This window comes from Pseudomonas sp. GXM4, assembly GCF_008923895.1.
Classification (GTDB): domain Bacteria; phylum Pseudomonadota; class Gammaproteobacteria; order Pseudomonadales; family Pseudomonadaceae; genus Aquipseudomonas; species Aquipseudomonas atacamensis.
Genome location: NZ_WBRZ01000002.1, coordinates 43,812 through 63,784, shown reverse-complemented (window position 1 = coordinate 63,784; position 19,973 = coordinate 43,812). Strand labels below are relative to the sequence as shown.

Below are 19,973 nucleotides of genomic sequence, written 5' to 3'. Positions count from 1 at the left end.
GTCACCGTGGCTGCGTCACCAGTTCCCCGCTGATCGCATCCATCATCGCCGGATGCTCCTCAGCGGCGACGCGCAAATCCTCGGTGACCCGCAACTCCGCACCCGTCGGCGAATAGGTGGCTGCCGCCGTGAACGGTGCGGGGTTGGCCGGCACCGGGCGTTTGCCACGGCGCCAGAAGAAAAAGCTGACCATGCTCAAATTGACCACTGCGAAGACCCAGAACAGGCCGTTGGCGCCGAACGAATTCATCACCGGCGAGATCATCATCGGGCTGATGGCCGAGCCCAGCGAGTTGATCAGCAGCAAACCCTGAATCATCGGCACCAGCGCTTCGGCCGGGGCGCGGTCGGCCGCGTGGCTGACGGCCACCGGGTACAGCGCGAAGACGCCGCCACCGAGCAGAAACAGCATTGCCGCGAGCATTGTCGAAGACAGCGGCAGCAGCACAATCACCAGTGATAACGCGGTGCACGCCACCGTCAGCAGGGTCAGCACCTGCAAGCGATCGGTGCGGTCGGACCAGCGTCCGACCGGATACTGCAGCAACATCGCGCCGAGAATCGTCCAGGCCATCATGCTGCCGACTTCACCGACGTCCAGACCTCTGCGTTGCAGATACAGCGGCAACAAGGTGTAGATCGCCGCTATGGTCACCCCCGAGCCGAAACAGCCGACCAGCCCGGTCGGCGTCACGCCCAGCAGTTGCCGGGGCTTGAGCGGCTCGACCTGATCGAGTAGCGGCGACACGCGCGGCAGGATCACGATCGGCAGCACCGACAACGCAGCGAGCATGCCGGCGACCATGAACGGCGCGCTGTCGCTCATGCCGGTGATGGTTCCCAGCGTCGCCTGGCCCAGAACGCCAGCGCCATAAAGGACGATCATGTACAGCGCGAGCAAGCGCCCGCGAATCTTCTCGTCACCGGCCAGTAGCAGCCAGCTTTCGATCACCAGAAACACACCGACCGTGGCCCAGCCGTTGATCAGGCGCAGGACCAGCCAGCCCCAAGCGTCATAGAACAGACCCTGCAAAAGGATCGTCACGGCGATCAGCGAGGCGAAGCTGCCGTAGGCACGAATGTGGCCGATGCGCAGTATCAGCCGGTCGTTGAACACCGCGCCCAGCGTCAGGCCGATGAAGTAGGCCGACGAAACAATTCCGATCATCGTCGCCGAGGCGCCGGCGGCGTCCAGGCGAAGGGTGGTCAGGGAAGACAGAAAACCGTTGCCCAGAGCAATAATGAACAGCCCGAGCAGGGGTGCCAGCGCCATGGCCAGCAAACGCGGAGACATAAAAACCTCAAGAAAATCGAACAGCGCAACGTGCGCCTCTGCGCATGCGGTTGCCAGGCTGGAACAGGTGTTGTGCAAATGTCTGCCGATCGGGCAGGGCGGTGGCGTCGGACGACATGGCCAGCCCTCAAGCGCGCGTCTGTGACCAGACGCGCGCTTGCAAGAGCGCGCGGGATTCTACGGCTTGCTCAGGATTTGCCAATAGCCGAAGGCTGCGACGTTAGGACGCAGGCAATTTCGAAGTCGAAGAGGAGGCTGAAAACCCACCATCGAGCTCAGCTCTGACAAGGGCCTGCCAGCGAAAGCTGACGCAGGCCCTTGCTCGTTTCAGCGCCTAAGTATGCGAAATCAACAAGTCACTGATGATGCAGATCGAGCCATCCTCTGGCGGCGTGGCGTCGGTGTAGTCGATCTGGTTGTAGACCCCGCCGTGGAAATTGAACACCTGCGAATTCCACGTTGAGTCGAGCTGCAAATCACCTGATGTACCGACAACGCCGTTGTAGTCGACGGTGACTCGAGCTACGCCGGCAGAGTTGGCGCGAATGGTCACCTTGAATTTCGCTCCCAGCGGTACGCCCTTGAGCACCGTGGTGTTGACCGGGGTGGGCTGATTGAAGCTCTGGCGGAAGCCCATGGTGATGTTGCCTTTCTGCCAGAACACCTTGATGGCGGGGCTGTCGTCGTTTTTCACATGCATCTGCGAAATAACGACTTTCTGCGCAGAGTTGACCTTGGTCACGGTCATCTCCTGATAGTTGAGGTGGTCAGCGGCGCTGCCCAGCGACCAATAAAAGGATTCTTTCCATTCGCAGCGGGTGCGGTGAGTGCTCTTGCTCGAGGCGCCTTTGGTTGGCGCGGACAGTTGCAGCGATCCATCCGGCAGCACCGTGACGATGCTGGGGAACTGCGCAATGGCTTCGGCGCCGTTGAGCTCAAGTGCGACCGGATTGGTTGCCGAAACGGGGACCGGAGTGGAGAGGGTGAGATTGCTGATGTTTACGGCCATGGTTTGTACTCCTGACGATAAAAATCATTAGCGACCCAAGCCTTCGGTGGATTGGCACATCTGTCCGCGCGGACTTTCACCATCTCTTGGGCACAGCACCATGGCGGCGCAAGCGGCCGCCGCGAAAACACAAAGGGCAACGATTACGCCGGCAGCCTCCAGCACAGCGCCGAAAACCGGCGTGCCAGCGGTCTGACCGAGAGCCAGAAGCAGAAACGGAATGCCCAGCCCCAAGTCCGGGCGATCCGGAAACAGGCGGATGCCTTGCAGCAGATAAACGCCTGAAGAAACGATGTAGGCCGCGCCAAACAGGCACATTGCTGCGAGGGCCCAGCCGGCTGAAACGGCAGCGGCCGCCAGGCTCAATGTCCCCAGGGCGATCCCTGCCAGTGCCAGATGCTGAATACGCACGACACCGAATCGGCCGGTGAACACGCCCGTCATGCATCCGCTGATTCCCGCCGCCCCCAGGACTATCCACGCCCAGGCGATCGACTGATCGCTGAGTCCAGCCTCGCTGCGCAGGATATCGGCACCGAATGTCCAGATCGCCGTGCTCGCCAGGCCCATCAGGAAAGCACTGGCGCACAAAGGCAGTACGCCGGGTCGACGCAGCATTGCCAGCGAGAAGTTCTGCGCGACGTCACGCTCGACCCGGCGCGGTACCGCAAACCAGAGCCAGATCGTGACGCCGATGCCGATCAAGGCAAACAGGGCATACAGCTGGCGCCATTGCCCGGCCGCCAATATCGCCACCAAACCGGAAAAAACGATGCCCGCCGCTGTCCCGGCATTGATAAAACCATTGGCCTGTGGGCGATCCGCATCATCAAGACGCGCTGCCACCGCACTGGCCAATGGTGGCGAAGTCAGACCCGTGCTCAATCCCGCCAACGCGACGCCGCAACCCAACGTCAATCCCGACGAAGCGACAACCACCAGTCCCATGCCCAGCGTCGCAGCGGCGCCGGCCATCACCGTCAACCCACGCGGACTGACTTTGCCGTTGCAGGCAAACGTCGCAACGATGCCCACACAGTAAGCCGCAAACGCACTGCCTCCGATCCAGCCGGCAGCGGTCACGCTTAGCGTCAGATCCTGACGAATCTGTGGCAGCAGCAGTCCATAGGCGAAACGCGCCAAGCCATAGGACAAGGCGGTCAGCGCGAAGGCTGCTGCGACCAGATTGAGGCTGCGTCGATTGAGGCTCACGGGGAAATCGGATCGCTGGCAGGGAAGGTTTCCTCGACCGCCTGATCCAGTTTCGAGTCACTGACATTGCGCTCATCGGCGCCAAGGTTCTGCTCGCAATGGCAGGCCGAGGACGGGCACGGTTGGCCCTTCGGGTGAAGATCGGCGCAGGCCTGACTGCAAAACTGCTTGCCGTCACGCTCGAAGGTTTGCTCGCCGCTGCATTTGCAGGTGCAGCCCGGGCAGGCGCAATCAATTGTTGAAGGATCGTTAGCCATGGGTTTCCTCCAGGTGGTCTGTAAAGGCAGTCGTTACCGATTCTGATAACCCGCCCCGCACCTGCGTTTGATGATTTTCCGCCACGCCCGATGAGCGGTAGAGCGCAGAGGGCGAGGGCAGCAAGGCGTTCAGCGCGAGGGAAAGGTTCAGCGCCAGGATCAGCAGGATCGACACGCTGAAGATGCGCCTCGCCCAGACTTTCGCATTGGTGGTTCGCACCGGTCGCAACGTCAGATAAAACCAGTAGCCGCCCAGCCCGAGCACCACCAGCGGATAAGAAACATTGATAGCCGCCACCCAGCCCAATATCGCCGCACTGATCAGGAACGCGACCATGTACAGGTTGATCTCGCGTCGTGCCTGTCTGAGCGTCAACGTCGGCAATCCGGCGGCACGAAAATCTTCGTGGCGCATGACGGTGATCGCGTGGGAGTGGGGCATCTGCCAGCAGCAAAACACCACGATGAGCATCAGCGCCGTGGCATCGAAGCTGCCGGTCACGGCGCAATAACCGACCACCGGCGGCATGGCCCCGGACAGGCTGCCGACCAGCGTGCCCCAGTGCGAACGGCGTTTCATCAGGCAGGTATAAACGCCCGCATAAACGATCACACCGACTGCCGCCATGGCGCAGGCCAATGCTGTGGTGCCGACCCACAGCAAACCGAAGCCGATCACACCCAGCACCGTCGCGTAGCAAAACGCACTGGGCAACGACACAGCGCGAACGGCCAGCGCCCGATGACAGGTGCGCACCATGCGCCGGTCGATATCGCGGTCGACGCAGTTGTTGATCACGCAACCGCAAGCGATGACCAGCGCGGTGCCGAGCAGGGCGGCCAAGAAATGCGCGAGGGACACCGGGCGGCCACCGGCGGCAAGCAGATAGCCGCCGAACACCGAAGCCAGGTTGCCGACGATGATGCCGGGCTTGGTCAGTTCCAGCCCGACATTCAGCGACAGCCGCCATTGCTTCAGTGCGCCAGCATGTTGTGGTGAATGCTGTCCATGATCCATAGCGAAAGCCCCACCAGCAGAAGAATGATCACCACCGAGAAGATCAGCGCTCTGAGGTTCCAGCGTTGCTCCTTGGCGGTGTCCAGATGCAGGAAATATTTGAGGTGGGCGAAGACCTGCACCACGCCAAGTGCAACCACCACCCAGGCGGTGACGCTGCGTGGCAACGTCGGGTACATGACCAGGCCAAAGGGAATGACGGTCAGAATCACCGAAATGATGAAACCGACCATGTACGAACGACTGGTGCCATGGCTGGTGCCGGCACTGCTATGAATCGGACTCTGGTTATACATGTCACACCACCCCCAGCAGATAAACCACGGTAAACACGCAGATCCACACCACATCGAGGAAGTGCCAGAACAGGCTCAAGCAACTCAGGCGCGTGGTGTTGGTATTGGTCAGGCCCCGGCTGCGCACTTGCAGCATCAACACCGCCATCCACACCAGACCACTGAGCACGTGGGCGCCGTGGGTGCCGACGAGGGTGAAGAACGCGGTCAGGAATCCGCTGCGATCCGGCCCGTAGCCTTCTGCGATCAGATGATGGAATTCGTTGATTTCCATGGCGATGAAGCCGCAACCCAGCACGAAGGTGACGCCAAGCCAGCGCAGCACATGGGCTTTGTCATTGCGGTTCATCGCCAGCATCGCGTAGCCGTAAGTGATGCTGCTGAGCAGCAGCAACGCGGTTTCGGCAAGGACGTAGGGCAGTTCGAAAATGTCGACGGTCGAGGGCCCGCCAGCCACGCTGTCACGCAGTACCGCATAGCCTGCGAACAGCGTCGCAAAAAGGATGCAGTCGGTCATCAGGTAGATCCAGAAACCGAAAATGCGCATCGAGCCCGCGTCTTCGTGGCCATGTTCATGGCTGTGCGCGATGTCTTTATCCAGAACGATATTGGACATGTTCAAGCCTCCGCCAAGTCTTTGAGACGCGCTTTTTCAATCCGCGCCACTTCCTGCGCCGGGACGAAATAGTCGATGTCTTCGTCATAGCTGCGCACGATCATCGCCACCACCGAAGCGACCAGGCCGAAGATCGCCAGCCACCAGATATGCCACACCAGGGCGAAGCTGCAGATCAGCGCGAAGACACTGATCACCAGGCCGGCGGAGGTGTTGCGCGGCATGTGAATGGCGCGGTAGTCGGTGTGACTGAGGGTGCTGACGCCGCGCTCCTTCATGCCCCAATAGGCGTCGAGATCGTTGACTTTCGGTTGCTCGGCGAAGTTGTAGAACGGTGGCGGCGAGGCCGTGGCCCATTCCAGCGTGCGACCGTCCCACGGGTCGCCGGTCAGGTCGCGCAGTTTCGCGCGGTTGCGGATGCTCACGTAGAGCTGCAACGCCTGCGCGGACACGCCGCAAAGAATGATGCCGACGCCAAACAGTTCCAGCAGCAGCCACGGTTGCCAGGCCGGGTTGTCGAAATGGTTCAGGCGCCGGGTCATGCCCATGAAACCGAGCACGTAAGACGGCATGAACGCGAAGTAGAAACCGACCAGCCAGCACCAGAACGCAATGCGCCCGAGGCGGTCGTTGAGGCGGAAGCCGAACGCCTTGGGGAACCAGTAAGTCAGCCCGGCCATGTAACCGAACACCGCGCCACCGATGATCACGTTATGGAAGTGCGCGATCAGAAACAGGCTGTTGTGCAGCAGGAAGTCGGCCCCGGGCACCGCCAGCAGCACGCCGGTCATGCCGCCGATACTGAACGTGACGATAAAGCCCAGCGTCCACAGCATCGGCGTTTCGAAGCGCACGCGGCCGCGATACATGGTGAACAGCCAAGTGAAGATCTTCACCCCGGTCGGCACTGCAATGATCATCGTCATGATGCCGAAGAACGCGTTGACGTTGGCCCCCGCGCCCATGGTGAAAAAGTGGTGCAGCCAGACGATGAACGACAGGATCGTGATCGCAATCGTCGCCCACACCAGCGAGACATAGCCGAACAGGCGCTTGCTGCTGAAGGTCGCGGCGATCTCCGAGAAGATCCCGAACGCCGGCAGGATCAGGATGTACACCTCCGGATGGCCCCACGCCCAGATGAGGTTGACGTACATCATCGGGTTGCCGCCGGCCTCGTTGGTGAAGAAGTGCATGCCCAGATAACGATCGAGGGTCAGCATCAGCAGGGTGGCGGTAAGGATCGGGAACGCAGCGAGAATCAGGATCGAGGTGCACAGTGCGTTCCAGGTGAACACCGGCATCTTGAACAGGGTCATGCCTTCGGTGCGCATCTTCAGAATGGTCACGAAGAAGTTAACCCCGGTTAACAGCGTCCCTATGCCGGATATCTGTAATGACCAGATGTAGTAATCCACCCCGACTCCGGGGCTGTAGCCGAGCTCGGACAGGGGCGGGTAGGCGACCCAGCCGGTGCGGGCAAACTCACCAACGCCCAGGGAAATATTCACTAGTGCCGCGCCCACGACGAACAGCCAGAAACTCAGCGCATTGAGGAACGGGTAGGCGACGTCGCGGGCACCGATCTGCAACGGCACGACGATGTTCATCAGGCCGACCACGAACGGCATGGCCATGAAGAAAATCATGATCACGCCGTGGGCGGTGAAGATCTGGTCGTAGTGTTCCGGCGGCAGATAGCCCGGCCCGCCACTGGATGCCATCGCCTGCTGGGTACGCATCATGATCGCGTCGGAGAAACCGCGCAGCAGCATGACCAGCGCGACGATGATGTACATGCAGCCGATTTTCTTGTGATCCACCGAAGTGAACCACTCGCGCCACAGGTAGCCCCACTTGCGCTTCCAGGTGACGGTACCGACCAGGGCAAAACCCATCAGGCCGACGATAGCCAGGGTGTACATGACAATCGGCTCGTGCAATGGAACCGCGTCCCATGAAAGTTTCCCGAACATGATTTAACGCTCCTCGGCCAGCAGATTCGGTTGTTGATTGACGCGCACATCGTCGCTGTTGCGTTGCACCTGGGTTTCCTTCTTGCGCGGTGCTTTGTTCATACCCTCATATTTGTCGACGATGTCGAGAAACAGTCGCTCCTGCACAGCCGAGTAATAAGTGATCTTGTGCGCCACTGAAGGCTTGGCTAATTCCGCGTAACTGGCTTGATCAAGTTGCCCGGGCGTCGCTTTGACTTTGTTGACCCACGCCTCGTAATCAGCGCCGCTGAGTGCCAGGGTGCTGAAGTGCATGTCGGAAAAACCGTGGCCGTTATAGTTCGCAGCAATCCCGCGATACTGGCCGATTTCATTGGCGATCAAATGCAACTTGGTCTGCATGCCGGCCATGGCATATATCTGCCCACCGAGTGCCGGAATAAAGAATGAAGTCATGGCCGCGTCGGAAGTGACGGTAAAACTTACCGGCGTATTCACCGGTATCGCCAGTTCATTGACCGAGGCGATACCCAGATCGGGGTAAATGAACAGCCATTTCCAGTCCGTTGCCACCACTTGCACATTGAGGTGCGGCACGTCGGAATCCAGCGGGCGGTACGGATCGAGTGCGTGGGTGGTTTCCCAGGTCACCCAGCCGAGTACGCAAATAATCAGGAACGGCACGCCCCAGACCACCGCTTCGATCTTGTGCGAACTGGCCCAACGCGGCGAATAACGGGCCTTCTTGTTGGTCGCGCGGTAGCGATAGGCGAACAGGAAGGTCATGACGATGACCGGGATCACCACCAACAGCATCAGGCCCGTGGCGAGAATGATCAGGTCGCGTTCATCGCGGGCAACATCGCCCTTGGGGTTGAACACCACCAGATTGCAACCGGCGAGCAGAACGCTGGTAGCGAGATAGACCAGGCAATAGCTGATTGTTCGCTTCATACATGCTCCTGTTCTTTATATCGATCCTTGTTTTCTTCGGGCAACAGTTGGCCATGGACAGAAACCCCTGTTTCTGTACCGGCTAATCACACTGGGCTGAATAACGAGTTGTACTTGAGCTCGCCTGGGCCACGAACTTTTTGAATGAGCATTCCGGCGTTGGTTTTACAGAATGTTACGCAAGCTGACGAACGGTTGAACTAGCGAAACGGCGGGCGCGAATCAACGCGCTATGCTGAAAATGCCTCTTGGCAGTCCGTGGAATTATTCCGCCAAAGGAAAGATCTTTGATGTGAGCGAGTTGAGTTCAGGAGTACGACATGTTCAAACGCGGCGAAACCTACAACAAATGGAAGGCGACGGAAAAGGCGGAAAAGTGCCATACCGAAGAGGTTGAAAACGGCTGTCATATCGAGGTACGGGCACGGGAAGCCGATGATGGCGACGTCGAAATGTTCATCAGCGTTTACACCGCGACCGGCGAATGCGCTTACGAGCGCATCAGGAAATTGCCCGGCGTGGAGTGGGAAGTCGAGGACGCGCTCAAACGTGGCATCGATCAGGCAGAACGAATTGCCGGCGGCGAGTCCGGACGATTGTCCTGTGCCGATGCGCACGGTCACGAGAATGAGTGACCGTGTGCAACGCTCAGGTGGCTTGGCGCGCTTCAACCTTTCCGAGCAGTTTCGGGGGTTGCGCGTATCGAGGGGGAGGAATGGCGCTGGAGGAAGGCGAGATCGTGCGGGGCGGCACGCCGCAGGAGCTGCGCGCAGGCCAGGGGGGAGATGCAGGCGCTGGTCTGTAACCGCTGAGCGCTGCCTTATTGCTCTGAGCGCGTCCAGACCCTGACGTAATCGATGCGAAACACCGACGGCAGGTCAGCATCGTCGACCACGCCGAACCAGTCCCACATCGCTTCGCTGTCGAAGACGATTTGCATCGGGAAATGCCAGTAGTTGTTTTTCGCCTCTCGCACCAGCACGCCGTCGACGTACCAGCGCAAAGTCTCGGGTTGCCAGTCAAAGCCGTAGACGTGAAAGGTATTGGCCAGCCGCCACGGTGCGACCCAGGTACTGCCGGAACTCAAGTGTTGATCATTCTGCGGTCTGGCCCAGACATGCGCGTTCATGTTGTACCGGCGATCAAAGGCTTCGTTTCGGGTCTTGCCGCCGATTTCGAAGATATCGATTTCCGTGGCGTTGTCCGGCAGCCCCGTCCAGGCCAGCCAGAAGGCACTGGAACCGGCAGAGTTCATCGGTTTCGCCCGGGCTTCGTAATAGCCGTACATCCCCCGTTCGTTGGTTCGCACCATCGCCGAGCTGTAGTCCTTGTAGCCCAGTGCGACGTATTTTTCCGGCAAGGTCTGCTTGCGGAAAGTGATGTTCAGATTGCCGTTGCCGAGCTTGGCGTTCTCCGGCAAAAACAGCGCCGGTTTGCGCCCGAGGGAATCGGTGCCGGTGGCGTTGTTGACGTGCCAGCGTTCGGCATCGAGGGCGCTGCCGTTGAATTCGTCGGACAGCCGCGTATCGCGTTTCCAACCGCCGGCATTGGCCTGGTCCGATAACGGCAGGTCGGGCGTAACGTGCGTCGGGGTCGGGCCTAGCGGACCGACGCGAGTCCAGGCATCGACCTGTTGCGGAATGGCGACCGCCCACTTTTGCGCCAGATATTCGAACACGTTGCGGCGTTCTTCCTGGCTGCTGAATGGGCGGTCATAAACCAGTACTTCGGCGATGTCACCGCGGAGGATTTCCGAGGTGCCCACCACATTGCGCGCCACCGCGAACGGGCCGATCGGCACGTCAGTGGTTTCCAGCAACGCCAGCGCCGGCTCGTACGCGCTGGTCTGCTGCACGCTGATGCCGAAGTTCGGCGCGACGTTATCGTTATCCGCCAGTTGCGGCCGCGAGCTGAACAGGCGCTGCCAGGCCTTGCCGCCGGCTTGCTCGGGCAGACGCCGCGAGACAACGAACACCGTCACCGGCCCTTTGCTTGTGCGGATCGCCTGGCCCATGAACGCCGCCGTGCCGCTGAAGCGCACCACGCCGTGGCCGTTGACGGCGCCATCGACGCGTGTGGGCAAAGTCGTCGCCGCGCGGTTGTCGACGACCACGTCATTGCCCTTGCCGGATTTATCCAGCCAGCGCACGACCTGATTTTGTCCCTCCAGCGTCATCGAGGCCGGATCATTGCCGTCCAGCCACAGCACCAGTCCGTCAGCCACCGGTCGTGGAATATTGGCGTTGGCGCCAGCGCTCAGCAGCAGCAAAACCAACAGCAAGCAGCGTGATCTGTTCATGAGTCGTCCCTAACGTGGATTTGCCCCGTTATTACGTGCCCACCGCCAGCAGCGGCGCCGGTTGCGGGCGGTAGCCCCAGGGGTTGTTGGTCTGCCAGCGCCAGCTGTCGATGAGCATTTGCGTGAGCTCGCGCTCCGCCCGCCAGCCCAGTTCGCGCCCGGCCTTGCTCGCATCGGCGCGGCACTCGGCGACATCACCGGCGCGGCGCGGGGCGAAGCGGTAGGGAATGCGCAGGCCGGTGACGTCTTCGAAGGCGCTGATGATCTGCAAGACGCTGTAGCCGCTGCCGGTGCCGAGATTCCACACGTGCAGGCCATGTTCATCGTCCTGCAAAACCTGTAGCGCCTTGAGATGACCTTCGGCCAGATCCAGCACATGGATGTAGTCGCGAATACAGGTGCCGTCGACGGTTGGATAGTCGTTGCCGTAAACAGTCAACGCAGCGCGCTGGCCGCTGGCAACCTCGGTCAGGCACGGCAGCAGATTGTTCGGCCGACCGTTGGGCGCTTCGCCGATCAGCCCGCTCTGGTGCGCGCCGATCGGGTTGAAGTAACGCAGCACAGCGATGCTCCAGCGCGCATCCGCGAGGGCGAGGTCGCTGAGCAGTTCTTCGATCACCAGCTTCGAGCGCCCGTACGGGTTAGCCGGTTTGCCGGTGCCATGCGATTCCACGATCGGCATCACAGTCGGCTCGCCATAGACAGTGGCCGAGGAACTGAACACCAGATTGAACACCTGCGCGCGGGCCATCGCCTGACACAGGTTCAGTGTGCCGAACACATTGTTGGCGTAGTAATCCATCGGGCGGCGCACGCTCTGCGCAACGGCTTTGAGGCCGGCGAAATGCAGCACTGCATCAATCGCGTAGGTGCTGAAAATCTCGTCCAGCAGCGCGGCGTCGCGGATATCGCCCTCGATGAAATCGACGTGCGAGTGACTCAACAGCTCCAGCCGTGCGACTGCTTCGCGGCTGCTGTTGCACAGGTTGTCGAGGATCAGTACCGAGTGTCCGGATCCGATCAGTTGCAATGCCGTGTGCGAACCGATGTAGCCGGCACCGCCCGTGATCAACGTGGTTTTGCGCATGACGACGTGCTCCATTGCGAGGAAATGCAGCTCAGTGGGCGGTAAACACCAACTTGAATTCTTGCGGCCAGCGCGGGTGCAGCAGGCTGTAGGCCAAGGCATAGGTCAGCGCGCCGATGGCAATATCGCCGGCCAGGTGCGCGTAGCCGGACAGGCCGGTTTGCCGCGACGCCCACATCACCACGACGACCATCACGAGAGAGGCAAGCAGGCTGCGGTAACCGGACTGAAAGAAGCTGCGCCAGTCGTAACCGATCGCGGCGTGCAGGCCGCGTACCTGCAACGGCGTGATCAGCAGCATGCGCAGCAGCAAAGCCAGCGCCGCCGCCATGCCGCCGTAGCTCGCGCCGAGCAGATACACCAGCACCAGCGCGAGCAAGGTGGTGGCGACTTCCGCCTTGAGGGTCAAATGCGTGCGGTTGACCGCCACCAGCGCAGTGGTTGCATACAGCGCCAGGTTGCCCAGCGCCGCCGTGCAGGCGAGCACTTGCAGCAAGGGAATCGCATCGGCCCATTTCGCGCCGAAGATCAGCAGGATGATGTCCTCGGCGGTCAGGGCGATGCCGCAGAACAGCGGTGTCAGCACGAAGCCGCTGATCGCCGTGGAATCGCCAATCATCCCGATCAGCCGCGCCGGTTCGGCACTGCGCCGGGCGAACACCGGCAGGGCGTAACTCATCAAGCCGTTGTAGATCGCCGAGCGCGGCAGGTCGATGATGCGCATGGCCAGGTTGAACATGCCCACCGCATGCGCCCCGGCAGTCAGGCCGAGAATCAGGTTGACGCCGCGTTGCAGGGTTTGCGAACTCATCACGTTGACGCAGACGGGGAGACCGGCGCGCAGCAGTTCGCCTAGCACCTGGCGGTCGATAAGGAAGGGAATGCGCCGACGCTCGCTGCGCATCAGTACCAGTGTGGAAACGCCGTCCATGATCAGCGCCTGGGCAACCACCGCCCACGGGCCGAAACCCAGCATCGCCACAGCCACACCGCCGACACCGCCCGCGACTTTGCCGAGCAAGGTACGCGAGGCCAGCAACTTGAAATTGCCGCTGCGGCGCATTTGCGCCACATACACCCGCGCCATCAGGGTGAAAAGGATTTTCACCGAGGCCACAGCGGTCATCCAGCGCAGCGCGGTGGACGGCGTATACAGCACCACTGCCAGCGAAATCAAAGCAATCGACAACAGACTGACCAGCACGGCAAACCAGAACACGCTGCTGATGTGTTTGTCCTCGACACGTTGCAGGCGCACCAGCGGATCTTCCAGCATCGACGAGAATAGAATGCCGACCATTTCGACCACAGCGATGATCAGCGTGCCGATGCCCAGCTCCGTCGGCGTCAGCAGATGCGCGTAGACGACGAAGGTAATCATCGACAGAAAGATCAGGCCGAACTTCTCGGTGAAAATCCATACGAGGGTCATCAGGCGACGGTTGGCCATGGCGCGATCCCTGTAATTCAGCGGCTGTTGCCCAGGCTTTTCAAGCAGGCATAGAGGTAGCGCAGGGTCGGTTTGCCCTGGAAGAAGAACAGCGTCTGCCACGAATGCCCGAGCATCTGCCGGAACACCTCGATAACCCGTCGATGATCGCCGCGCCGGGAAAACGCATTGAGAAATTCGGCGTGGTTGGCGAGGACGAAATAGATCCGTTGCTGTTTGTTCAGCCGGGTGCCGTAACGCGCCAGATACAGCTGGATGAAGCGCAGCTTGTGCGGGTAATACTTGTGCGGTTGCGCGGTGATGTTGGCGGCGTTGACGGCGCGCCAGTGGAGGATCTGCGGCACGCTGTGGATCTCGCTGATTTCGGCGATGCGCGTCCACAGCAGGCGATCCTCGGCAAAGCGCAGGCTCTGATCGAAGCCGCCAATGGCGACGATGATCTCGCGCAGGGCGAGTACGCCGGAGGTGCCGTTGATGATGTTCTCGCGCATGAAATCGGCAAAGTGCTCGCCGTGTTTGCAGCGGTCCTCCAATTGGCGTTTGCCGTCGCTGAATTCACTCATCTGAAAGCAATCGATCAAGCCGACTTTGCGTCCCTGTCGGGTCAACTCCGCGTGCAGCGCCAGTTGTTTTTGCAGTTTCTCCGGATTCCAGCGGTCATCGGCATCGAGGAAGGCGATAAAGGTTTCTTCGGCGCTGAACACGCCGTGATTGCGCGCACTCGCCGGGCCTTGGTTGGGCTGCTGCAACAGCACGATGGGGAAGGGCGCGGCGTAGTGCTTGACGATCTCTGGTCCGGCATCGCTGGAACCGTCATCGACGACAATCACTTTGTCCGGCAGGCGAGTCTGTGCAGACACCGAATCCAGTGTGCGCTGAATGCTGGCGGCGGCGTTGAACAGCGGAATCACCACGCACACGGTGACGGCGGAGGGATCATTCAGCATGGGCGTTGTTCCCGGAAAGTGCCGCGCATTGGCCGAGCATTCGCCGCTGGCAGCGGCTGCGGACGGGCGACGAGGTGGTGGCGGAAGGTCAGGCTGAGCACGCAGAAAATCAGGAACTCGCCCGAGCGGTAGTTGGGAATCACATAGGCGACGTAATTGGTAACGACGAACAGGCCGATGATCACCAGCGCACAGGCCTGATAGCGCGCCGACTGATCCGCCGTGATTGCCCGATAGCGCTTGCTCAGGGTCTGGGCAAACATCAGCAGCAGGGCGCTCAACTGAATCACGCCGCCATTGAGCAGGGTTTCGACGTAGCCGCTGTGGGCATTGCCGATGTAACCCCAGCGCGTGATGAACGCATCGGCATCGGCACTGGCCCAGAACGCGCCGAAGCCGTAGCCCTTGAGAAATTGCGCATCGATCAGCGGCTGCAACAGCTCCCAGATCAACGTGCGGTCAGTGAGTGACGGGTCGCGGCCGACCAGTTCCAGCAGCATCGCGTAGTTGGCGTAGAGCACCCCACACAGAAGGAAGAACACCAACGTCGCCGCGGTGAAAGCCAGCAATGAACGGTTGATACGCAAGCGGATCAGCGTGATGAAGTAGGCGTAACTGGCGGTGCCGGCGACGATCAGCGCAATCGCCGTGGCTGACTGCGCCAGACCGATGGCGATCAGCGCGAACAGCCCATACAGCATGGCCAGCGGGTTGCGCTGGCGGATCATCGGCAGCAGCAACAGGATCGCAATAGCGTTCAGGCGTGCACCGGCATTCTTTTCCGCGAACACCCCGCGAAACGCACCGTCACGGATGCCGCCGGAAATAAAGGCGATGTCCGGGCGAATCACGGCGAAGATCAAGCCGACCAACGCCGCCGCACCGATCACACAGCCGAACAGAAACGCAATGCGTTCCAGGCTGTAGCGCCAGGCAATGAAACCGGCGAAGAACACCACACTGAGCAGCGCGACGAAACGCTTGAAGCTGAGCATCGGCTCGCTCGACCAACTGATCGACGCCGCCACGCAGCCGAGAAACAACAGCAAGAACAGGTTCTGCCGGTAGAAACTCTTGCTGAGGAACACCTTGTGCCGGATGAAGAAAAACAGCGGCACCAGCAAGGTCAGCAAACCGCAGACTTGATTGGCCAGATTGCCTTCCAGATCCTGCTGGGCATCGTCCAGCGTGCTCACATTGCCCAGGCGCAAAAAGAAGCCGATCACTTGCGTATAGAACAGCACACCGAATAGGGTGAAGGCATCGGCCAGCGTCGAATAACGCACTTGCAGGCGGTTCATCTCAGCGCCTCCCGAGTAACGCCTTGAGGTAGGTCTGCACCGCGCGAGCATTGACAAAGCGCGCGGCAGCATCAATGCGGCGCTGGCGATGCACGGCTCGCGGCGTGGCCAATTGTTGGCTGATCGCGACGGCGAGCGCGGCGGGATCGTCGACCTCGACCAAGGGCGCGACGGCGCCATCGGCGAGAATTTCCTGCGGGCCATACGGGCAGCGTGTCGCCACTACTGGCGTGCCGGTCGACAGGGCTTCGACCAGGGCGTTGGGGCTGCCTTCGAAGCGTGACGACAAGACGAAGCAATCGGCCCGAGCGATTTCGGCGATGGGGTCGCTGGCGTAACCCGGCAGATCGCAACGCTGTGCAACGCCGAGCGCAGTCGCTTGGGCAAGCAGTTCGCCGCGCAAGGCGCCTTCGCCGAAAATGATCAGCCGCGCATCGCCTTGTGGCAGACGGGAGAAGGCGTCGATCAGAGTGTCGAAGCCCTTTTGCTGCGCCAGGCGACCCACGGCGACGATCACCGGAGTGGTTTTGTCCTTCAACCAGGTATGGCTGGGCGCGGCGGCGGGCTTGTCACGAAAATCGTTGTCGAGCACCGGGTTGTCAGCGGTGGTCACATCGCGCGGGCGGGCGATGGTGGTGTCGACCAGATCCTCGGCGACGCCTTGTGACACGCAGATCACCGGGTTGGGAATCAGCCGATACAGCCACGGCGCCAGCCAGTAGGCGAGCTTGACCGACAGGGCCGGGTTGACGTGTTTGTCCCGCGAAAAGGCATTGCGCTCGCTGACGTGCAGCCGCGCCAGCGTCCCGGACAGCGCGGCGGCGGCAATCGCCACGACGTTGACATGAGTGAGCACCGCCAGTTGCGCGTCGTAGCGATTGCTGCGCAAAAAGCGCATCAGCGCGGGCACGGCGGCGGCACTGCGCGGGCTGTCGAGCAGCACTTGCCTGACCCGTGGGTCGAGCGCCGGTTGATTGATGCCGGCACCGGTGAGCATCAGCAGCGTCACTTCGTTGCCGGCCTCGACCAAGGCACCGGCGAGGCGCACCATCATTTTCTCCGCGCCGCCGGCGCCGAGGTCCTGGAGGATGATCAGCAGCTTTTTCATCGGTTCCACACTTGGTAATAGGCCTGGGCGGCGTATTGGCTGGTATAGGGCAGGATCGCTTCGCTGACTGAATGTCGGGCTGGAGCTGCCGCTTCGCGGTTGGCCAGACTGTCGAGCATTGCCTCGGTCAGGGCCGGCACATCATTGACACCGACCAAACGCCCGAGGCGTCCATCGTCGAGCAACTCGCGCGGCCCGCTGCCGCAGTCGGTGGAGATCACCGGAGTGCCCAGCGCCAGCGCCTCGACCAGCACCGTCGGCAAGCCTTCGTGCAATGAGCTGAGCACCAACAGCTGCGCATGGCGGATCAGCGGATAGGGATTGCGCAGATGTCCGGTGAAATGCACCAGACGTTCGATGCCCAGCCGTTGCGCCTGCGCTTCAAGCGCTGCGCGCAACGGGCCGTCGCCGGCAATCACCAGATACGGCAGCCGGCGTTGTTGCGCCGCCAGCGCGTAGGCGTCGAGCAGCAAATCGAAGCCTTTGGTGTGCACCAATCGGCCGATACCCAGCCAGTAATGATGGGGCACACCACCGGGCAACGGCGCTTGTGCCGCACGCATCAGTTGTTCGCTGATCACCGCGTTCGGGCAATAACGAATGCGCGGTCGCCCCCACGGCATCAACCCGGCAAGCGACTGGCGCAGACCGTGGGACACCGCGACCACCTTGCCGCTGCCGCACAGGTACAGCGCGTACAACAGCCGCAGGCTGGCGCGCCCGGTGTTCTGCTCGGCACAATCCAGCGCGGCATGGCGGGTGTAGATGACTTTGCAGGGACTGCCCAGCGTGGCGAACCAGGTGCACAGATTGGCCTGCTCCTTGGCGCCAATCAGGTGCGTCACGCTTTCGCGGCGAATCAGCCGGCGCAACAGCACGATCGACTTCAGCCAGCCCGCGAGCCCACTGCCGCCACCGGCCATGCTCGGCGCGCCGTCGACGTTGGGCGAGTCGCCGTTCATGACGAAAAAACTCACCCGCCGTCCGTCCGCCAGAAACTGCTCGGCGAGGCGTTGCTGCACGCACTCGACGCCGCCGCCAGTCTGGTAATCCTTGAGCGTGAACAGAATATGCATCGGCACAATCCTCATGGGGCAGTGACATTGATTGCTACTTGCTGGCGCAGAATCAGTTCGGTCAGGCGCAGCGCATTGCTCGGGTAGTCGAGCAGGTAACGCTTGATCGTGTGCGGCTCGCGGTACATGCGGTAGAAGGCGCGCAGGTGCAGGCGATTGATTGCGTCGGGGTAGTAACGCTCGCTGGCATTGGCCTCCTGACGAATGAAACCGCCGCAGGTGAACGCCACGCCGCTGAAACCACCGCGCAGTGCTTCGAGGATAAAGCGCTCCTGCAGACCTGCACCGAGACCGACCAGCAGCAGATTGGTCCGCTGCCGACGGATGTCTGACTGGATTGCCGCACCTTGTTCGGCGTCGAAGTAACCGTTGTGCGCGCCGACCAGTTGCAGGCGCGGGTACTGCATACCGAGTTTTTCCACGAAGCGGTCAAGCTCTGCCTGCTTCGCACCGACCACATACACGCGCTTGCCGCGCTGCTCGGATTCACTCAGCACCGGGTCGGCAATCGAGGTGAAATCGAAACTGACCCGCTGCACCGCGCGCCCGGTGATGCGCGACATGAACCCGGACATCAGCATGCCGTCGCAGAAATACGCCAGCGACGGCGGCGGCTGGCGGATGAAACTGCCGATCGAGGCGAAGTTGAGAAAGGAGAACGCCCGGTTGGAGTCCAGCAGCGCCGGCGAATAACGGTCGAGCAATTCCAGGCGGATCATGATGCGAGATCCTGTGCTTCAGCGGCGCAGGTTGGCCGGCCGACGCTGATGTAGGTGAAGCCGCGTGCGCTGAGGCGTTGCGGATCGAACAGGTTGCGCCCGTCGAAAATCAGTGGATTTTTCAACTGGCGGGCGAGCAGTTCGAAGTCCGGCGCGCGAAACGATTGCCATTCGGTGACGATCACCAGCGCGTCGGCATTTTTCAGCGCCGCCTCTTTGGTCCCCGCCAACGAGAGGTCATCGCGCGCGCCGTAAAGCTGCTGCGCCTGTTCCATGGCTTTCGGGTCGAACGCCTGCACGCTGGCGCCGGCTCGCCACAACGCCTCCATCAGCACGCGGCTGGGGGCTTCGCGCATGTCGTCAGTGTTGGGCTTGAAGCTCAGGCCCCACAGCGCGAAGGTTTTGCCTTCCAGCGCGCCGTTGAAGTGCTCGGCGATCTTGTGAAACAGCGTGCTTTTCTGCTCGTTGTTGCGTGACTCCACCGCGCGGAGCAGGCGCGCATCGATGTCGACGCCGTGGGCGGCGTGGATCAGCGCCCGCACATCCTTGGGGAAACAGGAGCCGCCATAACCGATGCCGGGGTAGATGAACTGATAGCCGATGCGTGGATCCGAGCCGATGCCGTGGCGAACCATTTCGATGTCGGCGCCGAGCTTTTCCGCGAGCCCGGCCATCTCGTTCATGAAGCTGATCTTGGTCGCGAGCATGCAGTTGGCCGCGTACTTGGTCAGCTCGGCGCTGCGCACATCCATGACGATGATTTTTTCGCGGCTGCGATTGAACGGTTCGTACAGCTCGCGCATCACTGCTTCAGCGCGCGGGCTGTCGGTGCCGATGATGATCCGGTCGGGGCGCATGCAGTCGTCGACCGCGCAGCCTTCCTTGAGAAATTCCGGATTGGAAACCACATCGAAGGTCAGTGCACCACGGCCGCTTTCGCCGAGGATGGCGCTGATGCATTCGCGCACCCGATCCGCCGTGCCCACCGGCACCGTGGATTTGTCGACGATGATCTGCTCGCCGCGCAGGTGCTCGCCGATGGTGCGGGCGACGCTGAGCACATGTTTGAGATCCGCCGAGCCGTCCTCGTCCGGCGGCGTGCCGACCGCGATCAGCAACACATCGCCGTGCTTTACCGCAGCGGCCAGATCACTGCCGAATTGCAGACGGCCGCTGTGATGATTGTCCCGCACCAGGCTTTTCAGCCCGGGTTCGTAGATGGGCAGAGTGCCGTCGTTCAAGGCCTGCACCTTGGCCGCGTCGACATCCACACACAGCACGTTGTGGCCAACCTCGGCCAGCGCGGCGCCCTGGACCAGTCCGACATAACCGATACCGAATACACTCACATTCATGGGAAAACCTCATGCGTGGC

The 19,973-nt window shown here is 61.4% G+C and carries 19 protein-coding genes; 1 reads left to right on the top strand and 18 read right to left on the bottom strand.

What is annotated here, in order from left to right; genetic code table 11:
• Position 1: 1 nt before the first annotated feature.
• From F8N49_RS00795 to cyoA, 9 genes are all read right to left on the bottom strand, one after another.
• Positions 2-1,318 carry an MFS transporter gene (locus F8N49_RS00795; protein ID WP_372240999.1) on the bottom strand — a complete coding sequence of 439 codons (1,317 nt, stop codon included), beginning with the start codon at positions 1,316-1,318 and terminating at the stop codon, positions 2-4.
• A 310-nt stretch (positions 1,319-1,628) separates the two neighbouring features.
• Positions 1,629-2,303, bottom strand: coding sequence for a polysaccharide lyase family 7 protein (locus tag F8N49_RS00790; RefSeq protein ID WP_122704543.1), 675 nt, complete (start codon positions 2,301-2,303; stop codon positions 1,629-1,631).
• Positions 2,304-2,330: 27 nt separating this feature from the next.
• The gene (locus tag F8N49_RS00785; RefSeq protein ID WP_151550602.1) at positions 2,331-3,515 is read right to left on the bottom strand and encodes an MFS transporter; all 1,185 of its coding nucleotides are present in this window, start codon (positions 3,513-3,515) and stop codon (positions 2,331-2,333) included.
• Positions 3,512-3,772 carry a metallothionein gene (locus F8N49_RS00780; protein WP_166554697.1) on the bottom strand — a complete coding sequence of 87 codons (261 nt, stop codon included), beginning with the start codon at positions 3,770-3,772 and terminating at the stop codon, positions 3,512-3,514. Before F8N49_RS00780 ends, F8N49_RS00785 begins: the two co-directional genes overlap by 4 nt.
• Positions 3,765-4,790, bottom strand: a complete 1,026-nt coding sequence (gene cyoE / locus F8N49_RS00775; RefSeq protein ID WP_151550601.1) for a heme o synthase — start codon at positions 4,788-4,790, stop codon at positions 3,765-3,767. Before cyoE ends, F8N49_RS00780 begins: the two co-directional genes overlap by 8 nt.
• Entirely contained in the window at positions 4,748-5,086 is a 339-nt protein-coding gene (gene cyoD / locus F8N49_RS00770) for a cytochrome o ubiquinol oxidase subunit IV (protein WP_016774550.1), read from the bottom strand. The genes cyoE and cyoD overlap by 43 nt, the downstream gene beginning before the upstream one ends.
• Position 5,087: 1 nt before the next feature.
• Positions 5,088-5,702 carry a cytochrome o ubiquinol oxidase subunit III gene (locus tag F8N49_RS00765; protein WP_039760281.1) on the bottom strand — a complete coding sequence of 205 codons (615 nt, stop codon included), beginning with the start codon at positions 5,700-5,702 and terminating at the stop codon, positions 5,088-5,090.
• 2 nt (positions 5,703-5,704) lie between these two features.
• Positions 5,705-7,678, bottom strand: coding sequence for a cytochrome o ubiquinol oxidase subunit I (gene cyoB / locus F8N49_RS00760; protein ID WP_039760284.1), 1,974 nt, complete (start codon positions 7,676-7,678; stop codon positions 5,705-5,707).
• A gap of 3 nt (positions 7,679-7,681) precedes the next feature.
• Positions 7,682-8,611 carry a ubiquinol oxidase subunit II gene (gene cyoA / locus F8N49_RS00755; RefSeq protein ID WP_151550600.1) on the bottom strand — a complete coding sequence of 310 codons (930 nt, stop codon included), beginning with the start codon at positions 8,609-8,611 and terminating at the stop codon, positions 7,682-7,684.
• 320 nt (positions 8,612-8,931) lie between these two features.
• Between cyoA and F8N49_RS00750 the strand changes: the two genes are divergently transcribed.
• On the top strand, positions 8,932-9,246 hold the full coding sequence (locus F8N49_RS00750; protein ID WP_016774554.1) for a hypothetical protein: 315 nt from the start codon (positions 8,932-8,934) through the stop codon (positions 9,244-9,246).
• Positions 9,247-9,431: 185 nt separating this feature from the next.
• Here F8N49_RS00750 and F8N49_RS00745 read toward each other — a convergent pair whose 3' ends face one another.
• From F8N49_RS00745 to F8N49_RS00705, 9 genes are read right to left on the bottom strand one after another with little or no spacing between them, the layout of a single operon-like run.
• The gene (locus F8N49_RS00745) at positions 9,432-10,910 is read right to left on the bottom strand and encodes a family 16 glycosylhydrolase (protein ID WP_151550599.1); all 1,479 of its coding nucleotides are present in this window, start codon (positions 10,908-10,910) and stop codon (positions 9,432-9,434) included.
• Between the two features lie 31 nt (positions 10,911-10,941).
• Positions 10,942-11,997, bottom strand: coding sequence for a UDP-glucose 4-epimerase GalE (galE, locus tag F8N49_RS00740; RefSeq protein ID WP_071172302.1), 1,056 nt, complete (start codon positions 11,995-11,997; stop codon positions 10,942-10,944).
• 31 nt (positions 11,998-12,028) lie between these two features.
• Positions 12,029-13,447, bottom strand: coding sequence for an oligosaccharide flippase family protein (locus F8N49_RS00735; RefSeq protein ID WP_151550598.1), 1,419 nt, complete (start codon positions 13,445-13,447; stop codon positions 12,029-12,031).
• A gap of 17 nt (positions 13,448-13,464) precedes the next feature.
• A complete protein-coding gene (locus tag F8N49_RS00730; RefSeq protein WP_151550597.1) occupies positions 13,465-14,394 on the bottom strand; it encodes a glycosyltransferase family 2 protein in 930 nt (309 codons plus the stop codon).
• Entirely contained in the window at positions 14,388-15,695 is a 1,308-nt protein-coding gene (locus tag F8N49_RS00725) for an O-antigen ligase (protein ID WP_151550596.1), read from the bottom strand. Before F8N49_RS00725 ends, F8N49_RS00730 begins: the two co-directional genes overlap by 7 nt.
• Position 15,696: 1 nt before the next feature.
• Positions 15,697-16,803, bottom strand: a complete 1,107-nt coding sequence (locus tag F8N49_RS00720) for a glycosyltransferase (RefSeq protein WP_071172306.1) — start codon at positions 16,801-16,803, stop codon at positions 15,697-15,699.
• Positions 16,800-17,879: a glycosyltransferase gene (locus F8N49_RS00715; protein WP_151550595.1), complete on the bottom strand. Its 1,080-nt coding sequence runs from the start codon at positions 17,877-17,879 to the stop codon at positions 16,800-16,802. The genes F8N49_RS00720 and F8N49_RS00715 overlap by 4 nt, the downstream gene beginning before the upstream one ends.
• Before the next feature lie 11 nt (positions 17,880-17,890).
• On the bottom strand, positions 17,891-18,598 hold the full coding sequence (locus tag F8N49_RS00710; RefSeq protein ID WP_151550594.1) for a WecB/TagA/CpsF family glycosyltransferase: 708 nt from the start codon (positions 18,596-18,598) through the stop codon (positions 17,891-17,893).
• Entirely contained in the window at positions 18,595-19,953 is a 1,359-nt protein-coding gene (locus F8N49_RS00705) for a UDP-glucose/GDP-mannose dehydrogenase family protein (RefSeq protein ID WP_151550593.1), read from the bottom strand. The genes F8N49_RS00710 and F8N49_RS00705 overlap by 4 nt, the downstream gene beginning before the upstream one ends.
• Positions 19,954-19,973 lie beyond the last annotated feature (20 nt).

Bases quoted from the DNA above. Each gene is read 5' to 3' on its own strand.
- galE (WP_071172302.1), bottom strand. From the start codon at position 11,997: ATGCGCAAAACCACGTTGATCACGGGCGGTGCCGGCTACATCGGTTCG.
- cyoE (WP_151550601.1), bottom strand. From the start codon at position 4,790: ATGGATCATGGACAGCATTCACCACAACATGCTGGCGCACTGAAGCAA.
- F8N49_RS00715 (WP_151550595.1), bottom strand. From the start codon at position 17,879: ATGCATATTCTGTTCACGCTCAAGGATTACCAGACTGGCGGCGGCGTC.
- F8N49_RS00750 (WP_016774554.1), top strand. From the start codon at position 8,932: ATGTTCAAACGCGGCGAAACCTACAACAAATGGAAGGCGACGGAAAAG.
- F8N49_RS00720 (WP_071172306.1), bottom strand. From the start codon at position 16,803: ATGAAAAAGCTGCTGATCATCCTCCAGGACCTCGGCGCCGGCGGCGCG.
- F8N49_RS00780 (WP_166554697.1), bottom strand. From the start codon at position 3,772: ATGGCTAACGATCCTTCAACAATTGATTGCGCCTGCCCGGGCTGCACC.
- F8N49_RS00765 (WP_039760281.1), bottom strand. From the start codon at position 5,702: ATGTCCAATATCGTTCTGGATAAAGACATCGCGCACAGCCATGAACAT.
- cyoD (WP_016774550.1), bottom strand. From the start codon at position 5,086: ATGTATAACCAGAGTCCGATTCATAGCAGTGCCGGCACCAGCCATGGC.
- F8N49_RS00705 (WP_151550593.1), bottom strand. From the start codon at position 19,953: ATGAATGTGAGTGTATTCGGTATCGGTTATGTCGGACTGGTCCAGGGC.
- cyoB (WP_039760284.1), bottom strand. From the start codon at position 7,678: ATGTTCGGGAAACTTTCATGGGACGCGGTTCCATTGCACGAGCCGATT.
- F8N49_RS00790 (WP_122704543.1), bottom strand. From the start codon at position 2,303: ATGGCCGTAAACATCAGCAATCTCACCCTCTCCACTCCGGTCCCCGTT.
- F8N49_RS00730 (WP_151550597.1), bottom strand. From the start codon at position 14,394: ATGCTGAATGATCCCTCCGCCGTCACCGTGTGCGTGGTGATTCCGCTG.
- F8N49_RS00710 (WP_151550594.1), bottom strand. From the start codon at position 18,598: ATGATCCGCCTGGAATTGCTCGACCGTTATTCGCCGGCGCTGCTGGAC.
- F8N49_RS00745 (WP_151550599.1), bottom strand. From the start codon at position 10,910: ATGAACAGATCACGCTGCTTGCTGTTGGTTTTGCTGCTGCTGAGCGCT.
- F8N49_RS00735 (WP_151550598.1), bottom strand. From the start codon at position 13,447: ATGGCCAACCGTCGCCTGATGACCCTCGTATGGATTTTCACCGAGAAG.
- F8N49_RS00725 (WP_151550596.1), bottom strand. From the start codon at position 15,695: ATGAACCGCCTGCAAGTGCGTTATTCGACGCTGGCCGATGCCTTCACC.
- cyoA (WP_151550600.1), bottom strand. From the start codon at position 8,611: ATGAAGCGAACAATCAGCTATTGCCTGGTCTATCTCGCTACCAGCGTT.